The sequence below is a fragment of the Amycolatopsis sp. NPDC058986 genome, from assembly GCF_042741125.1.
GTDB lineage: Bacteria > Actinomycetota > Actinomycetes > Mycobacteriales > Pseudonocardiaceae > Amycolatopsis.
In genome coordinates, this window is record NZ_JBHYJW010000067.1 from 15,547 (window position 1) to 32,336 (window position 16,790).

The following is a 16,790-nucleotide window of genomic DNA, read 5'->3' on the forward strand; positions in this document are numbered from 1 at the left end:
TGTCACGGGATCCCGTGACGTCATGGGGACTAGCAGAAAGAGTGCTGACACAATGCGTGCTCGTATTACCCGGCTTCTCGGCGTGACCGCGGCCGCGGCAGGCGCCTGTCTGGTCATGACCGGGACGGCCGCCGCCGTCCCGCCCGCCAACGGCATCGCGGAGGTCATTCCCGCCGCGGGCTCGGACACCATCTTCGACGTCACCAACGCGGTGTTCGCCGACGCGAACGCGGCGAGCGGCACCTGGAACACCGACCCCGACAACTACGTGAACATCCCGCCGGTGCTCAAGGGGACCGCGTCCTTCACCGTGCCCGCCGACCCGTGGTCGCCCGGCGCCACCTACAACGCGAGCAACCCGCCGCCGGACGGTTCGTCCGCCGGCAAGGCCGCCCTCAACGCCTCCGCGGCCGCGGGTGACGGCAAGTTCGAGATCGCGCGCTCCTCCTCCGGCCGCGGCAGCAGCGACCCGGCGTCGTTCCGGTACTTCGGTTTCGCCCGTGACGGCGTCACCTGGTCCTCGTCGGCCACCGGCGCGGGCGCGGGGCTGTCCCTCACGCTGGCGCAGCTGCGCGGTGTCTACGACGGCTCGATCACCAACTGGAACCAGGTCGGCGGTGCCAACGCGGCCATCAAGGTGTACCTGCCGCAGGTCGGTTCGGGCACCCTGAGCTTCTTCACCGGCACGGTGCTCGGCTTCGACCCGACCACCAAGCCGGTCACCATCAACCGCTTCCAGGAAAACGACGCCACGTCGATCCAGGCGGCCGACCAGAACGCCGCGATCGCGCCGTTCTCGATCGCCCAGTGGGTCGCCCAGGGCAACGGCGTCACCGCCGACAAGCGGGCCGGCTTCACCGTCAACACGCTCACCGGTGCGGGCTCCGACGGCGCTCCCGTCACCGGTTCCGCCGGGTCCTACGCCCCGGCGTTCGCGGACTCGTTCCTCGGTTCGCGTGTCGTGTACTACGTCCTCGACACCCGCACCCCGCGCTACGACCAGGCCCGGCGTGCCGTGGGCTTCGACTCCGGCGACACCGCCGCGACCGCCAGCCCGCTGTGCGGTGGCAAGCTCGCCGGCACCATCACGAAGTACGGCTTCAAGACGGTCGCCGGTACCGGCGGCCTGACCTGCGTCACGGCCTGACCCCCGAGCCGCGACAGCCACGAAACACCGCCAAGAAACGACGACGGCCCGGCGCGTGGGTACGCCGGGCCGTCGCCCTTCGGATCTTCGGTGTTCTCGCGCTGCCTGGTTACTTCGCCGGGACGCCGAGCGCGGCCAGCGCCGGGCCCGCCATGATGACGCCCTTGCCGGTGACCGCGTCGAACCCGGGCGCACCGAGGTCGATCGCGCTGGATTCCAGCGCGGTCCGGATCTCCGCCGGGGTGGCGGTCGGCTTGCCGGACAGCAGCAGCGCCGCGATGGCCGCCGCGTGCGGGGCCGCCGCCGAGGTGCCGTAGAACGGCTGGAACCCGCTCACGGACGTCGCGACGCCGTCGGCGGCGGTGATGTCCGGCTTGGCGCGGGTGGTGCCGCCGGTCGAGGACACGTTGCCCGGGGTGACCGCGGTGCCGTCGGCGTTGTAGAACTGGTGCCGCTGACCGTCGGAGCTGAACCGCTCCCACTTGCTGCTCGCGGTGAACAGGCCGGGGTACGGGCCCGCCGGGTTGGCCGGGTCGCCCTGTTCGAGCGGGCGGCCGAACGCGGTGGCCGCCGGGGCCGCCGCCACGCTGAACGCGTCCTTGGCGGCCGAGTGCCCCGAGGTGACACCCGCGGTGCTGAACGCCTTGAGCGAACCGGAATCGACGAACCGGCCGCGGATCACGTTGAGCGCGATGAACCGGTCCTCACCGGAGTACTTGACCACGGCGACCTTGTAGCCGGAGCCGCTGCTCGGCACCGAGGCGATCTCGTACGGGTTCTGCGTGCCGTTCTGCGGGTTCTCGCTGGAGGCGACGACACTGCCGGAGGAGTTCAGGATGAACAGGTCGTAGTCGCTGGTCGCCTTGCCCCACGGGTCGGACCAGAACAACGTCACCGGCTTGCCGAGCGAGCCCGCCGAGAGCGCGTCGAAGACCTGCGTGCCGTTCGGGTCGAAGTTGTGCGGGGTACCGGTGATGCCGGGGATGGTGGTCGAGGCGCCGCGGAAGTCGCCCTCGTAGTAGCCGCTCGTGCCGTCGGTCAGGTTGCCCGAGTTCCCGGCGGAGGAGAAGTACAGCGCGCCCGCCGCGGTCACGTCGTTGACGGCCTGCGCGACCGGGCCGTCCTGGAACGGCGACTCGTCGAAGTAGGAGACGTCGTCGACGATCACGGTGCACTTGCCGGTGTTCCGCAGCGCGCGGATGTTGTCGGCGAAGCTCTGCTCGCTGGTGAACGCGGTGGCGAAGCCGAGCGTCGCGTTCGGCGCGAGGTCGTGGACGATCTCGAGCATCGCGGTGCCCTCGTCGCCGCTGCCCTTCTGGCCCGCCAGGACATCGACGGTGGGCAGCTCACCCGCGGTCTGCGACTTCGACAGCGAGTCGACGCCGTCCGAGAGCACGCACACCTTGATGCCGGAGCCGTCGACCCCGTACTTCGTGCGGGCCGTGTCGGCGCCGTGCGTCTTGTCCCCCTCGGACACCTGCGTCGCGGCGACCGCCTTGGTGGCCAGCTGCCTGCGGGCCGGGCTGGCGGTGTCGCTGTTTTCCTTCCACGTCATCGCCTGCGCGGCGGGCTTGACCGAGCTGACGTCCGCGCGGCCGGCGATCGCGTCGACCGCGGCCAGCGGCAGGTCCGCGCGGACGGCGCCACCCGAGGCGTAGCGCACGGTGCCGCCCGCGGCCCGCACCGCGTCGGCCACCTTCTGGTCCTTGCCCCAGATGTCGACCGCAACGGCGCCCTTGTCGTTCACGGCGACGCCGGAGCGGTAGTCGGGCAGCTTCGCGGCGAGGCCCTTGTCGGCGCGTAGCCGCTTTTCGACCACGAGCTGGCTGGCCTGCTTGGCCTCTGCGGCGGTGAGCGACTTCTTGATGCTCTGCAGCGCGCTGATCCCCGCCTGGGTCCGTGCGGTGGCGGTATCGGCGGCCGAGGGCTGCGCGACCGCCGCGGCGCCGGACAGCAGGAGCGCGCCGACCGTCACCGGAACCGAGTATGCGGCGACCCGGTTGAATCTCACCATGGATTTCTCCCTGTCGTAGCGCGCCCCGACGCACGCTGATGAGGACGTGACACCCGAAGTGGCCGTTAAAGAGACTAACTCGAACGGATGACCCCTGACCGGGTGTAGTGAAGAGAATCTAAGGAGCGACCGGCCGCCGTGCCACCCACCAAAGTCGGGAACGCCGGTGCGTCCACTTGGCGGAACGAGAGGTACGCGCCCCGTTCACGCCCAGGCCGGGAACAACCGCCACAACGCGAGCGCGGCCAGCGCGGACAACGTCACCAGCACCGGGCCGGTGATCACATACGTGGACACGGGCCGCCATCGCCGATAAAGGACCGTCGCGCCCGCGGCCGCCACCACGAATCCGCCGAACGCCAGCACCAGACCGGTCCACGCGCCGCTGTCGCCGGTCCGGCCGTCCTGCGCGTCCGCCCTGCCGTTCTGCGGTACCGGACGGAACGGCTTCCCTTCCAGCACGGCGGTCACCACCGTCGCGTTCCGCGAAGCCAGCGGCCACCATGAGGAGGACGTCACGAGGGTGAGCCGGTCGTTGTCCGTCTTGCCGTAGTCCGCCGCCTCGTCGAGTGGCCGCGCGGCGGTTTCGGTGACCCGGTAGACCGACCGGCCCTGAGTCGTCGCGACCACGATCTCGTCGCCGTTCACGAGTGTGGACAACGATCCGAACGGCGCTCCATAGCCCGAGTACCGGCCCACGATCGCGGCGTTCCCCGGCTGTCCCAGCCCCGCGGTCCCCGGCACGTGCCCCGGACCGGACGCGGTCTCACCGCTGGCGACGCCCTCCAGGACGACCTGCTGGAGTTTCAGTTTCGGGATCTCCAGTACCGCGACCGGGGCGCCGAATTCGACCGGTTTGGCCGCGGACTGGGCACCGAACAGGCTCTGGCTCGCGCCGTACGCGCGGTCCATTTCGGTACGGATCCGGCTCAGCGCGTCCCGCTGATCACTCGCCTGCAGCATCGGCCCGAGCGCGTAGACGACCAAGGACAACGCCACGACCGTGGTGACCAGCCAGGCGAACACCGTCGCGGCGACCCAGCCGGGCGTGATCCGGAGGAACTGGCCGGCCGGGTCTGCTTCGGTGCTCATCCGCGCTGCCCCCGGAACCGTGCGACGAGACCGGAAACCACGTTCACGACCGCCGCGGCCACCCTGCTGAGCCACGGCGGAACGGGTCGTCCCGCCGTCACATACGCCGTCCCCGAGGGGAGCGCCGCGAGAATCACCAAGGCCAGCAAGGGAATCAGCGCGCCGAGCACTCCCGCCCCGAGAAACGTCGGAATCCGCACCGAGTCGGCCAGGTTCTTCGCCGCCTGCACGCTGTCGCGGGTCGGGGCGGCCGTCTTCTCGGGAGCCGCCATCGGCGTCCCGCTCGACGTCGCCGCGTTGACAGCGTTGGCCACCGCGGGCGTCCCGCCGGAGCCGGGACCGGCGGCCCCCGGTGGTGGCGGGTTCTTCGCCTCCTCCTTCTCCTTGCAGGCCGCGTCGACAGTGCCGGTGCCGATCTTCGCCGCCCGGTCGGCCGCCGTCCCCGCCAGATCCGGGGTCAACGGAGCCAGCCCCGGTGCGAGAGCGCTCTGCCCGCCGTTCACCACCATCTGGGCGAACGTCTTGAGCTGTTGCTGTTTCGCCTGCTGTGGCCGGCAGTTCGCGTCGATCAGCGGGTTGACCGGAACCGTGAGGTATTCGGCGAAGGTCAGCGGGTAGGCCCCGGCTCCCGAAGCCGTCCCGGGCCGCAGAGTCCCGTCCGCACCCGGCGTCATCGTCGCCGCTGCGGCCTGGAGGCTCTGCTTCGTGGGGGCGACGTAGCCTCCCTTCCCGTCCGGCAGCGCCACCGGCGTCCAGCCGTAGGCCCGCGCGGTCGCCAGATCCGTGATCACCCAGTTGAGACAGCCGTTGGTGCATTCGCTCCCGGTGCCGACCGTGACGGCGTCCACGACCTTGCGCACCGCGAACTGCCCCACCTTGGCGTCGATGTTGTGCTGCTGGTACTTGCCGGGATCCAGGGCACCGAATTCGCTGATCACCCCGGGGGACTTCCCGCTGAGCCCGCCGTAGTAGTCGGCGCCCAGATTCGGGAACACCCAGTCCCCGGCGCCGCCGCTCGCCAGCAGCGAACTGAGCGCGAACGGCACCGTCCCCGTGCCCGCTTCGCCGGTGACGCCGAAGAAACCGCTGTTCGCGTCCGCGGTTCCGGCCCTGGCGTAGGCGTTGAGGTTGGGACTGTCGGTCTGGCCGGTGATCTTCCCCAGCACCGGATTGCGGAGCACGAGCGGCGAGCCGTCCTTGAAGATGCCGCCCCGGCCGGAGGCATCCGGTTGCTGCCCGCCCTTGGTCAGCATGTTCGCCAGTTCGCCGTAGGTGAAGGAAAGGGTGTCGGTGACGCGTGAACTGAGCGATCCGCCGGCATCGTTCCTGTCCGTCGGTGCCCAGCCCACCGCCGCGACGACCACCGCGTTCAGCCCGACCGGGACGTACTCACGGCTCCGGACGGCCTGCGGCGCGAGCACCCCTCCCGACCCGGTCACCGTGACGTCCGAATCCCCGGTGTCGAACGCCTTCAGGCCGGTGTCCTCGGTTTCGCTGACAATGTTCGCCGGCTGTTCGGCCTTGGTCGGCGCGCACAGCAGCTGGTTCCACGCCACGGCGGTGCGGCCGAACCGCTGCGGCATGCTCGCGGTGAGGGAGGCCTGCCCGACGCCTCCGCAGCCCCGCACCGCGAGGCCGGGCGCGGCGGGTGTGATCGTCAGCGAGTCGTCGATCCACGTGGTCGCGCCGACGCTGATTTCCACCGCGAGCATGCACGGATGGTTCTCGTCGCACGAATACGCGAAGATCCGTTGCCGGATCTTCCCGCCCTGGGGGTCGGTCGAGACGACGGGATTGTTCGCCCAGGGGAAGACGGGGTTCTTGTCGGCCGAGGTGTAGTCCGGGTCCAGCGTCACGTAATGCGGGGTGGCCGCGCCACGTGGCATCGCCGTGTCGAACACGATCTCACCGGTCGTCGCGCTCCGCGTCCGCGGCATCAGGTGCGCGCCCGCCGCGCGGCCGGTCAGCTCGTCGCCGAACGGTCCGTTGCAGTAGGCACGGACGCGCGCCACCAGATCGTGCTCGGGCACCCACTGCGGGACACCGTTGACGACCGCCCGCTTCAGCAGGTTGTCCCGCAGCTCCCTCGGGCACAGGACGAGCCGCGCCGTCGCCCCCGCGGGCAGGCCGGACAGGGTGACCTTCACCGGGTCGCCGTCCTGCACCGCCGCCAGTGAGGCCGGTTCCGTTTTCAGCGTGTAGGGCGGACGTGGCTGATCCGCGGCGCCTGCCACCGGAACGGCCAGCACGCCCAGCACCGCCAGGACACCACAGGCGAACACGATACCGATACGTCTTGCGAGGGCGAAGAACACGAACACTCCCGAGCACAGGGGACCGCGGCACGTCCCGGTCCGAGACCTGCCGAGCCCCAACGTCCCCGGCCGGGCGCGTCCGGTCAACGGCCCGGAGCGGGCGGGCGGCGGTGATTCACCGGCGCCCCGTCGGGCGTTTCCCGCGCGGACACCTTCGGCGCCGCGCGGCCGCACATACTGGCCGGGCCGAGGGGAACCGGCCGTGTCGCGCTGCCCCCTGCCCGGCGAATTCCCGCCCGTACCAAGGAAAGGCAGCACGTGACCGTCGCGCTCCCCCGGCCCGATCCGCCACCGCGGCGGATCGTGACCGAAGTCCTCTCCCGGGCCGACCGCGCGTTCCGCCGGGTGACCACCGGCGCCGGGCTCGCCATGCTGGCGATCCTCGTCGTCATCGGGTTCTTCCTGATCTACCGCGCGGGCCCGGCGTTCGGGACCAGCGGGTTCGGGTTCTTCACCACGATCCGGTTCGACGCGGCGAGCGGAGTACTCGGCGTGCTCGGCCTGCTCTACGGGACCGTCGTCGTCGCGCTGATCGCGATCGGCATCGCGGTGCCGCTGAGCGTGCTCGCCGCGCTGTACATCACCGAGTACTCCAGCGGGCGGCTGCGCGGATTCCTCACCGGGCTGGTCGACCTGCTCGCCGCCATTCCCAGCCTGCTCTACGGCCTGTGGGGATTCAGCTTCGTCGGGCCGAAGATAGCGCCGGTGTCGGAGTGGCTCACCGGCAATTTCGGCTGGTTCCCGCTGTTCGCGCACAAGGACAACGCGCTGTTCATCAACTCGATGTTCATCGCCGGGCTGATCGTGTCCCTGATGGTGCTGCCCATCACGACGTCGGTGATCCGCGAGGTGTTCGCGCAGACCCCGCCCGGGGAGAAGGAGGCCGCGCTGGCGCTGGGCAGCACCCGCTGGGGCATGGTGCGGACGGTCATGCTGCCCTTCGGCCGTGGCGGGATCATCGGCGGCTCGATGCTCGGGCTGGGCCGCGCGCTCGGCGAGACCATCGCGGTTTCCCTGCTGCTGCCGCAGGTTCCGGAGATCAGCACGCACATCCTCCAGTTCGGCGGTTCGACGATTTCGGGGTACATCGCCAACAACTCCGGTGCCTCGGGGCTGGCACTGAGCGGGCTGATGGCAGCGGGACTGGTGCTGTTCGTATTCACCCTCGCGACGAACTTCACCGCGTCGGTGATCATCTCGCGCAGCCGGTCCGGAGCGGGGGTCGACGCATGACCATGACCGTGCCGAGGCCCTCGGTCACGCGGCCGCGCCCGCTGCTGAAACGACGTCCGTCCTCGACGACTCCGGCCGACCGTCTGGCCGCGCTCGGCTGCGCGGTTTCCGCGACGCTGCTGACCTGGTTCGTCATGCACCTGCTGCTGACTTCGCCCGGCTGGCTCGCCGATCTGCTCGTCGCGTATGTGCTGTACCTGGGCATGCTGTACGTGGTCACGCGGGACCGTCTCGGCAGGCTCGCCGCGGCCGACCGGCTCGTCTCGACGATCGTCGTCACCGGTGCGCTGGGGTTGCTGATACCGCTGCTGCTCCTGCTCGGCTACATCGTTTTCGCGGGCGCGCCGTACCTGCGCTGGGGTTTCTTCACGCACGACATGTCCGCCGTCGGGCCGACCGATCCGGTGTCGGCCACCGGCGGGCTGCACGCGATCGTCGGGACGCTGGAGCAGACCGCGCTGACGCTCGTGTTCGTCGTCCCGCTCGGGTTGCTCACCGCGATCTTCCTCAACGAAACGCGGTCCCGGTTCCGCCGCCCGGTGCGCATCATGGTGGACGCGATGAGCGGGCTACCGTCCATTGTGGCCGGTCTGTTCGTGTACGCGGCGCTGATCATCCCCGGCATCCAGGCCGGGGTGGGACTGTTCAGCTACAACGGGCTGATGGCGACGTTCGCGCTCACCATGGTCATGCTGCCGACGGTGACCCGCACCGTCGACGTCGTCCTCCGGCTCGTGCCGGACGGCCTCCGCGAGGCGTCGCTGGCGCTCGGCGCGAGCCGTGCGCGGACGGTGTGGTCGGTGGTCCTGCCCACCGCGCGGACCGGGGTGACCACCGCGGTGATCCTCGGTATCGCGCGGGTCGCCGGGGAAACCGCACCGCTGCTGTTCACAGCCTTCGGCTCGATCAGCATGAACGCCAACCCGTTCTCCGGCCCGCAGGAGAGCATCCCCCTCTTCGTCTATCACTACGTCAAGCAACCGCTGAGCAATGTCCAGCAACGTGGCTACGTCGGCGCCCTGGTGCTGATCCTGCTCATCTTCGCGTTGTTCGCCCTCGCCCGGCTGGTCGGCCGTGACCGGTCGAAACGGCGGGCACGCCGCGCCGTCCCGAAAACCGCTCCTGCTTCAGCACAGACCGCACGGGAGAACCGGTGACCGACACCGTCGCAACACCCACCACCGAGATGTCCACTGTGGAGCTACCGCGCACACGGGAGGTGACACTGACCGGCGGCCCGCCACCGGGCGCGGCGGAGCTCGAAGCCCGCGAGGTCGGTGCCTGGTTCGGGGATCGCCTCGTCCTCGAAGGGGTGTCGCTGCGCATGCCCGCGCGGGAGGTGACCGCGCTGATCGGGCCGTCCGGCTGCGGGAAGTCGACGTTCCTGCGCATCCTCAACCGGATGCACGAGCTGGTGCCCTCGGCCAGCCTGTCCGGCGAAGTGCTGCTGGACGGCCAGGACATCTACGCCGAGGGCACCCGGGCCCAGCAGGTGCGGCTGCGGATCGGGATGGTGTTCCAGAAGCCGAACCCGTTCCCCGCGATGTCCATTCGCGACAACGTGCTCGCCGGGCTGAAACTGGCCGGGGTGCGCTGTTCCGACAAGGACGCGCTGGTCGAGCAGAGCCTCGAGCGCGCGGGACTGTGGCGCGAGGTGCGGGACCGGCTCGGTTCGCCCGGCGGCGCGCTCTCCGGTGGCCAGCAACAGCGGTTGTGCATCGCGCGGTCGCTCGCGGTGCGGCCGAACGTGCTGTTGATGGACGAGCCCTGTTCGGCGCTCGACCCGACATCGACCCGGCGGATCGAGCAGACCATCGCCGAGATCGGGCACGAGGTGACGGTCGTGATCGTCACGCACAACATGCAGCAGGCACAACGGGTTTCGGACCACTGCGCGTTCTTCCTCGCCGAGGAGAACGAACCGGGACGAGTCGTCGAACACGGGCCGACCGAGAGGATCTTCGGCTCCCCCGAGGACGAACGGACCCACGACTACGTCAACGGGCGGTTCGGATGAGGACCTTTCCGCTTCTTCGCAAGCCGAGCGCGCTGGGCGGCGTCCTCGCGCTGCTGCTCGGCGCGCAGTTCGCCACGGCCCCCGGCGCGTCGGCCGCCGTCGCGCTCACCGGCTCCGGCTCCAGCTATGTCGGCCCGGCGATGAACGACTGGCAGAACGGCGCCGGTTCCCGCGGGATCCAGGTCAACTACAGCGCGTTCAGCTCACCCAGCGGCGTCAACCAGTACGGCGACCGCACGGTCGACTTCGCCGGGACCGAAGCCGAGGTCACCTCGCTCACCGCGGCGGGCGCGGGCGGGCAGTCGGCACAGCAGCGCGGCTACCAGTACGTCCCGGACGTCGCGGGGGCGGTGGCGGTGATGTACAACGTCACCGACGCGGGGGGCAAGCAGGTCGACTACCTGCACCTGACGCGGCAGACGATCGGCCGGATCTTCAGCCGCGACATCACCCGGTGGAACGATCCGGCGATCACCGCGACCAATGGCGGGAAGGCCCTGCCGGACCAGCCGATCACCTTGCTGGGCCGGACCGCGCAGTCGGGGACGACGGCGTTGTTCTACGACTTCGTCGCGCAGACCGCCCCGGGGCCGTACCAGGCCTTCGTGTCCCGCAACGCGGGGAACGGGATGGGCAGCCTCCCCTCGGGAGTGCGGCCGATCCAGCTGCCCACCACCGGTCCCGACGCCGACTGGTACAAGCTGTTCGGGGATTCGGAGCAGATCGCGACGGCGGTGGCGAAGGGCAACGTCCCGTTTTCGATCGGCTATGACGAATTCGCCTACGCACTACGGTTCGGCGCGCCCACGGTGTGGGTCGAAAACGAAAGCGGGCAGTACACCAAGCCGTACGCGGAGAACATCGCCGCGGCGCTGACGAAGGCGGAACTGCGGCCGGACCTGAGCCAGAAACTCGACGGCGTGTACGCGAACCGGGATCCCAAGACGTACCCCATCTCGGCGTACTCGTACATCATGATGCCGTGCACCAACGGCCGCGACACGTGTCACGGTGGCTACGACGATCCGGGGAAGACCGCGACCATCACCGCGTTCCTCGAGCACATCGCCTGCGACGGGCAGATCAACATGGCGCGGATCGGGTACTCCCCGCTGCCGCCGAACCTCTCGCAGGAGATGATGAACTCGAACGCGCGGCTGACCGGTCAACCCGCGAAGCAGCTGAACGCGGGCAACTGCGCGAACCCGACGTTCCACGGCAGCCTGGGCGCGGGCGCGTCGAGTCCGCCGGACCCGTTCGAAAAGCTGGGCGGTGTCGACAAGTTGACCAAGGGCACGGCCAAGGCCTCGGGCACCGCCACCGCCGATTCCGGCCCCTCGAACGCCGGGACGGCCACGGCGACCGCGGACCCGGACACCGAGCTGGCCAACGGTGGCTCGAAGAACTGGCGCGAGGCCGATCCCGCCGCGTACGAGCACGGCGGGATCGGCGGATTCGGCGGCTGGGCGGCGCTGGTGCTGCTGACCGCGATCGCGGCGCCGCTGGTGATCCGCGGGGTACTCGCGAGAATCAAGCGAGGCAGAATCAGACAAGACAGGGTCAGGCGGGGAACGTGAGCACGATCTTTCCCCGTCCGTGCCCTGTTTCGATCTCCCGATGCGCCTGCGCTGCCTCCGTGTACGGATAGGTGCGACGCACGTGGAACTTCAGGTCCCCCTTGGCGTGGAGCGCGGCGAGGTCGGCCAGCCGTTCGGCGGACCGGGTCCCGACGGTGAGCCGGACGCCGAGGTCCGCCGCCTTGTCGTGCTCCACGAGGGTGAGAATGCGGTCGCGGTTCTCGACGAGTTCGAGTGAGACGTCGAGCGCTTCACCACCCGCGCCGTCGATCACGGCATCCACCCCACCGGGCGCGGCGGCGCGGATCCGGTCGATCAGGCCTTCGCCGTAGACGAGCGGCGTGGCACCGAGCGAACGGACGTAGTCCTGGTTGACCGCGCTCGCGGTGCCGAGCACGGTGGCCCCGCGCAGCGCGGCGAGCTGGACCGCGGCCGTGCCCACCGACCCGGCCGCCGCGTGGACGAGCACCGTGTCGCCCTCGCCGACCCCGAGATTGTCGAGCGCGATAGTGGCCGTCTGGGTGCCCGCGGTGAACCCGCCCGCGACCTCCCACGGCATTTCGGCGGGCTTCGCGGTGACGTTGCCCGCGGGCACGACGACGTATTCGGCGTAGGCACCCAGCACCGTGAAGCCCAGGACTTCCGCTCCCGGGCCGACTTCGGTCACCCCGTCGCCCACTTCGTCGACGACGCCGGCGAATTCGTTGCCCACCACGCGCGGCCAGCGCAGTTCGGCCCCTGCCGGTTCCCATCCAGCCCGCACGGCCGCGTCGAAGGGCTGGACCCCGGCGACCCTGACCCGCACCCGGACCTGACCGGGCCCGGGGTGAGGATCGTCCAATTCCATCGGACGAAGTACCTCCGGAGCACCGATCTCGGTGAACGCCGCCGCTTTCATGTTTCCTCCACTTGGTCATCGGCTGTCCCGACCCAGCGTGATCTCTCCAGCTGACTGGAGGTCAAGCCCGCGACCGCCGTGACGCGGGCCATATCGGCCACGTTCGCCGTGTCTGCCGTCTGCCACGATCCGGCCGGCGTCGGGATCATTTTCTGTGCGTATACCTGGGCACTCGTCCGGGCCCCGTCCTCACCGAGCGCTTTTTGTCGGTGGCTGTCTGTACCGTCCCCGGCATGAACGCAACCGAGCTGCTCAGCGACCTGATCGACCGCAACACCCAGGAGGTGATCCACGGAATACTTGGCACGCAACGCGCGCTTCGTGTGTCGGCGAAACAGATCGACCGGATGCCCGACCACGCCGTCGTCCGTGTCCTGCGCGGCGCCGAAAGCGAGATGGCGCGCCTGCAGGCAATGCAGGTGCGCTGCATGGCCACGCTCGAGCGACGAAGACGAAATCCGCGAAGTACCCACGCCGAGGTGGCGTTGGCCTTGTGCGTCACGGAAAAATACGCGGGCAAGGTCGTAACGACCGCGCAGGCGCTCACCACGCGGCTGCCGCGCACCCTGGAACTCATGGAGCGCGGTCAGCTCGATCTGTACCGTGCCAGGAAAGTAGCCGAGGCCACTGCCTGGCTCTCCGACGAAAAGGCACGCGAGGTCGACGAAGTACTGGCCTCGCGGCTACCGGGGAAGAACGCGGTGCAGGTACGCCGAGCCGCGGCCTACGCGGCGTTGAAGGCCGATCCCGAGGGAGGTGCCCGGCGCGCCGAGCAAAGGCTCCGGGAACGGCGCCTGAAACTGCACCACCGCGAGGCGGGCATCGCGGATCTGGTCCTCGAAAAGGCTCCTGTCGAGAAGGCCTCCGCGGCATATGCCCGCATCGACCGCGCGGCAAGAGCATTGCGGAGTCGCGACGATCCCCGGACCCTCGACCAGTTGCGTGCCGACGTCGCCGTCGACCTCCTGCTCGGCGGCCACCACGGCGGTCCCCCGCGCGCCGAGGTCTTCCTGTACCTCGACATGAACACTTTCCTGCGGTTGAACGAAAATCCGGCCGAACTCGCCGGGCACGGACCTGTTCCCGCCGAGGTGGCCCGGCGTATCGTCGCGGGTCCGGACACGGTGCTCCGGCGGATTCTCACCGATCCGGTCACCGGCCAGGTCCTCCACCTCGGCCGCACCCGCTACCGGCCGACAGCGGCGCTGGACGAGTTCGTCCGGGTGCGGGACCGCGAATGCCGTCAGCCGGGCTGCTGCCGCCCGGCGCAGGCCGGCGAACTCGACCACGCGGTGCCGTGGCAGCACGGTGGCCCCACGAGCAGCGATTCGCTGGCTGCCTACTGCGGCAATCACCATCATCTCAAGGACGAACCCGGCTGGGTCTACCAGCTGGACGACGACGGAACTCTGACCATCAGGACACCGGCCGACCATCTGTACTTCAGTGCACCGCCGCCGTTGCACGAGCCCCGTGAGGAGGAACCACCGGACGACGAAAACTGAGGTGGACATCCACGGTCGCCAGTCAGCGACGACAGGGCCGATACGTCCGTGTGGGATTGTCGGTCCCCGCCGTTAGCGTCTCGATCATGGAGACGACCCGGAGCAATGGCACCACCAGCGCTGGCATCACCATCAGCAGAGCTGTCCCCGAGCAGGCCGAGACGCTGACCACGCTCATGCACGCCTCGTCGGCGTATCGCGGCGACTACGCCTCGATTCTCGACGGCTATGCGGTCACGGCTGCTTACATACGATCGCATCCGGTCTTCGTCGCGACCTCCGCGGACCGCATCGTGGGCTTCGCCGCCCTGCTCACCGACAACCCGGAACTCGACCTGCTTTTCGTCGCCGACGACACGCAGGGCCTCGGTGTGGGCGCACGCCTGGTGGCCCACGTGCTCGAGCACGCCAAAACCCTCGACATCGCCACCGTCCGCGTCGTCGCCCATCCGCCCGCCCTGGCCTTCTACGAACGAAGGGGAGCCCGTCGTGTCGGCACCGTCCCGCCGAAACCGCCGAAGATCACTTGGGAACGCCCGGAACTCGTTTTCGAACTGACGCGCTCGGGGGAAAGAGACAATCAGAGGACCCACCGCGAGCAAGTGTCCACAAAGTAGGAGTCCACAATAGACACGAAAGACCCGTCCCGAGCCGGTGGCCTCCGGTCCGGGACGGGCCCATCGCCCACCTCACATGTTGATCATGTGTCCGGCAAGACCGTGGATCGCTTCCTTGACCGCCTCGCCCAGGGTCGGATGCGCGTGCACATTGCGGCCGACCTCGTGCACCGTCAGATCCCACTGCTGCGCCAACGTCAGTTCCGGCAGCAGTTCGGTGACCTCCGGGCCGATCAGGTGCGCGCCGAGCAGCTCCCCGTGGGTGGCGTCGCTCAGGATCTTCACGAACCCGACAGCGTCTCCGAGGCCGTGTGCCTTTCCGTTGGCACTGAAGGGGAACTTCGCCACCTGGACGTCGTAGCCGAGCTCCCGCGCCTGCGCTTCGGTGTAGCCGAAGCTGGCGATCTGCGGCTGGCAGTAGGTCGCGCGCGGGATCATCACGAAGTCGAGTTCCATGGTCTCCGCACCGGCGATGGTCTCTGCCGCGACCACACCCATGGACTCCGACGCGTGCGCGAGCATCAGCTTCGCCGTCACATCACCGATCGCGAAGATGTGCGGCACGTTCGTGCGGCCACGAGCGTCCACGGCGATCGCGCCGCGTTCGGTCAGCGCGACACCGGTGTTCTCCAGGCCGTAGCCCTCGACGCGCGGCTGGAAACCGATCGCCTGCAGCACCTTGTCCGCTTCGAGCACCTGCTGCTGCCCGTTCTGCGACACCGTCACCCGCACCTTGGCAGCGGAGTCGTCGATGGACTCCACCTTGGTCGAGGTCAGCACCTTGATCCCGAGCTTGCGATAGCGCCGCGCGAGTTCGGCCGACACCTCGGCGTCCTCGAGCGGCACCATGCGGTCCAGGAATTCCACGATGGTCACGTCGACGCCGTAGTTGTGCAGTACGTAGGCGAACTCGACGCCGATCGCCCCGGCCCCCGCGATGACGATGCTGCCAGGCAGCTCGCTCTCCAGGATCTGCTGTTCGTAGGTGACGACCCGGTCACTGCGCGAGGTCCCCGGCAGCAGCCGCGCCGTCGCACCGGTCGCGATCACGCAGTGGCCGAAGGTGATCCGCTCGCCGTTGACCTCGATCGTGTTCGCGTCGACGAAGGTGCCGTGCCCGTCGTACTCGGTGATCTTGTTCTTCTTCATCAGGAAGTGCACGCCCTTGACGCGCCCGTCCGCGACCTTCCGGCTCCGCTCGTAGGCGGCGGTGTAGTCGAACCGGACCTGCCCCTCGGCCTGGATGCCGTAGGACTTGGCTTCCTGCGTGAAGATGTGCGCCAGCTCGGCGTTGCGCAGCAGCGCCTTCGACGGAATGCATCCGACGTTCAGGCAGACCCCGCCCCAGTATTTCTCCTCCACCACCGCGGCGGTCAGGCCGAGCTGCGAAGCGCGGATCGCCGCCACGTAGCCCCCGACGCCGGCGCCCAGCACCACGACATCAAAATGTGCACTCATAAGCCGAAACCTACCCCCATCCGGGTTACCCGGCAGGTGACGCTCCGCACGAGGCGTGGCAGGCTCAGCCGCGGGTTCGGGCAGCGGGCGGAACCTCACCCCGGACACCGCCGAGCAACGCGGTCACGGCGGCCATGATCCGCGCGGTGGCCTCGTCGAGGACCTCGCGGGTGATCGGCAGCCCCGCGAGATCGGACAGATCGACCGGCGGCCCGGCGAGGAGATCGATCGTCTTGCGCGGAACGCCGCGCGGCACTCGCGCCGTCGCGGGCAGCAAGTGATGGGTGCCCCAGTTGGCCAGCGGGATCACCGGCACTCCTGTTTCCAGAGCGATCCGCGCGATGCCGGTTTTGCCCTTCATGGGCCATCCCCCGGGGTCCGACGAGAACGTCGCCTCCGGGAAGACGACCACGCACTCGCCCGAACGCACCGCGGCCACCGCGTCCCGGTACGCCTCGACCGCCGTGGCGGCGCCCCGGTGGACCGGGATGTGCCGCCCGGAACGCATCACCGCCCCGACCACCGGGACATTCCACAAATCGGCCTTCGCCAGGTAACGCGGCACCCGACCGGCGGCCAGGCAGTAAGCGGTCACCGTGGTGGGATCGGCGAACGACAGGTGGTTGGACGCCACGAGCACGCCGCCGGACGACGGGATGTGCTCGGCTCCGCGCACCCGGAACCGGCTGGACAGCACGAGGAACCGCCAGACGACCTCGATCGCGAGGCTGTACCAGAACCCCCGGCCGGCGCGGGCGAAGCGCCGGCCGAAGGCCAGCATCTGACGCCGGGTGAGCGGCTCGGTGCCGGTGTCCAGCGGAGTCCAGCGATCGCGTGTCCGGTACGGCAGGGCCATGGTGGTCATTCGTAGCCGACGACCACCCCGCACGGCCCCGTCCGGTCGCCGATCGCGGCGG

13 protein-coding genes are annotated in these 16,790 nt (G+C 69.6%); 7 read left to right on the forward strand and 6 right to left on the reverse strand.

The genetic code is table 11. The annotated features are described in order from the left end of the window. Window positions 1-52: 52 nt before the first annotated feature. The gene (locus tag ACFW0G_RS38420; protein ID WP_378330431.1) at window positions 53-1,147 is read left to right on the forward strand and encodes a substrate-binding domain-containing protein; all 1,095 of its coding nucleotides are present in this window, start codon (window positions 53-55) and stop codon (window positions 1,145-1,147) included. A 109-nt stretch (window positions 1,148-1,256) separates the two neighbouring features. Here ACFW0G_RS38420 and ACFW0G_RS38425 read toward each other — a convergent pair whose 3' ends face one another. The 3 genes from ACFW0G_RS38425 to ACFW0G_RS38435 form a co-directional block, all read right to left on the reverse strand. Continuing rightward, the gene (locus tag ACFW0G_RS38425; RefSeq protein ID WP_378330432.1) at window positions 1,257-3,161 is read right to left on the reverse strand and encodes a S8 family serine peptidase; all 1,905 of its coding nucleotides are present in this window, start codon (window positions 3,159-3,161) and stop codon (window positions 1,257-1,259) included. Window positions 3,162-3,365: 204 nt separating this feature from the next. Continuing rightward, window positions 3,366-4,253 (reverse strand): sortase, encoded by an 888-nt coding sequence (locus ACFW0G_RS38430; protein ID WP_378330433.1) that lies wholly within the window; start codon window positions 4,251-4,253, stop codon window positions 3,366-3,368. Then, window positions 4,250-6,568: a hypothetical protein gene (locus ACFW0G_RS38435; protein WP_378330434.1), complete on the reverse strand. Its 2,319-nt coding sequence runs from the start codon at window positions 6,566-6,568 to the stop codon at window positions 4,250-4,252. The genes ACFW0G_RS38430 and ACFW0G_RS38435 overlap by 4 nt, the downstream gene beginning before the upstream one ends. 258 nt (window positions 6,569-6,826) lie before the next feature. Here ACFW0G_RS38435 and pstC point away from each other — a divergent pair, with 258 nt between their 5' ends. Genes pstC through ACFW0G_RS38455 form a run of 4 tightly spaced genes read left to right on the forward strand, consistent with a single transcriptional unit; the run spans window position 6,827 to window position 11,395 of the window. After that, window positions 6,827-7,801: a phosphate ABC transporter permease subunit PstC gene (pstC, locus tag ACFW0G_RS38440; protein ID WP_378330435.1), complete on the forward strand. Its 975-nt coding sequence runs from the start codon at window positions 6,827-6,829 to the stop codon at window positions 7,799-7,801. Then, a complete protein-coding gene (gene pstA, locus ACFW0G_RS38445; protein ID WP_378330436.1) occupies window positions 7,798-8,958 on the forward strand; it encodes a phosphate ABC transporter permease PstA in 1,161 nt (386 codons plus the stop codon). The genes pstC and pstA overlap by 4 nt, the downstream gene beginning before the upstream one ends. 29 nt (window positions 8,959-8,987) lie before the next feature. Further along, window positions 8,988-9,818, forward strand: a complete 831-nt coding sequence (locus ACFW0G_RS38450; protein ID WP_378330459.1) for a phosphate ABC transporter ATP-binding protein — start codon at window positions 8,988-8,990, stop codon at window positions 9,816-9,818. Further along, window positions 9,815-11,395 carry a substrate-binding domain-containing protein gene (locus tag ACFW0G_RS38455; RefSeq protein ID WP_378330437.1) on the forward strand — a complete coding sequence of 527 codons (1,581 nt, stop codon included), beginning with the start codon at window positions 9,815-9,817 and terminating at the stop codon, window positions 11,393-11,395. Before ACFW0G_RS38450 ends, ACFW0G_RS38455 begins: the two co-directional genes overlap by 4 nt. On the opposite strand, the gene ACFW0G_RS38460 is transcribed toward ACFW0G_RS38455, so the two are convergent. Next, window positions 11,379-12,293: an NADP-dependent oxidoreductase gene (locus tag ACFW0G_RS38460; RefSeq protein WP_378330438.1), complete on the reverse strand. Its 915-nt coding sequence runs from the start codon at window positions 12,291-12,293 to the stop codon at window positions 11,379-11,381. The genes ACFW0G_RS38455 and ACFW0G_RS38460 overlap by 17 nt on opposite strands. A 233-nt stretch (window positions 12,294-12,526) precedes the next feature. On the opposite strand from ACFW0G_RS38460, the gene ACFW0G_RS38465 reads away from it, so the two are divergent. Then, the gene (locus ACFW0G_RS38465) at window positions 12,527-13,798 is read left to right on the forward strand and encodes a DUF222 domain-containing protein (RefSeq protein ID WP_378330439.1); all 1,272 of its coding nucleotides are present in this window, start codon (window positions 12,527-12,529) and stop codon (window positions 13,796-13,798) included. An 86-nt stretch (window positions 13,799-13,884) separates the two neighbouring features. After that, window positions 13,885-14,415 carry a GNAT family N-acetyltransferase gene (locus tag ACFW0G_RS38470; protein ID WP_378330440.1) on the forward strand — a complete coding sequence of 177 codons (531 nt, stop codon included), beginning with the start codon at window positions 13,885-13,887 and terminating at the stop codon, window positions 14,413-14,415. A 72-nt stretch (window positions 14,416-14,487) separates the two neighbouring features. Here the strand turns inward: ACFW0G_RS38470 and lpdA are convergent, their stop codons facing one another. After that, a complete protein-coding gene (lpdA, locus tag ACFW0G_RS38475; protein ID WP_378330441.1) occupies window positions 14,488-15,873 on the reverse strand; it encodes a dihydrolipoyl dehydrogenase in 1,386 nt (461 codons plus the stop codon). A gap of 64 nt (window positions 15,874-15,937) precedes the next feature. Beyond that, window positions 15,938-16,738 carry a lysophospholipid acyltransferase family protein gene (locus ACFW0G_RS38480; RefSeq protein WP_378330442.1) on the reverse strand — a complete coding sequence of 267 codons (801 nt, stop codon included), beginning with the start codon at window positions 16,736-16,738 and terminating at the stop codon, window positions 15,938-15,940. Between the last annotated feature and the right edge of the window lie 52 nt (window positions 16,739-16,790).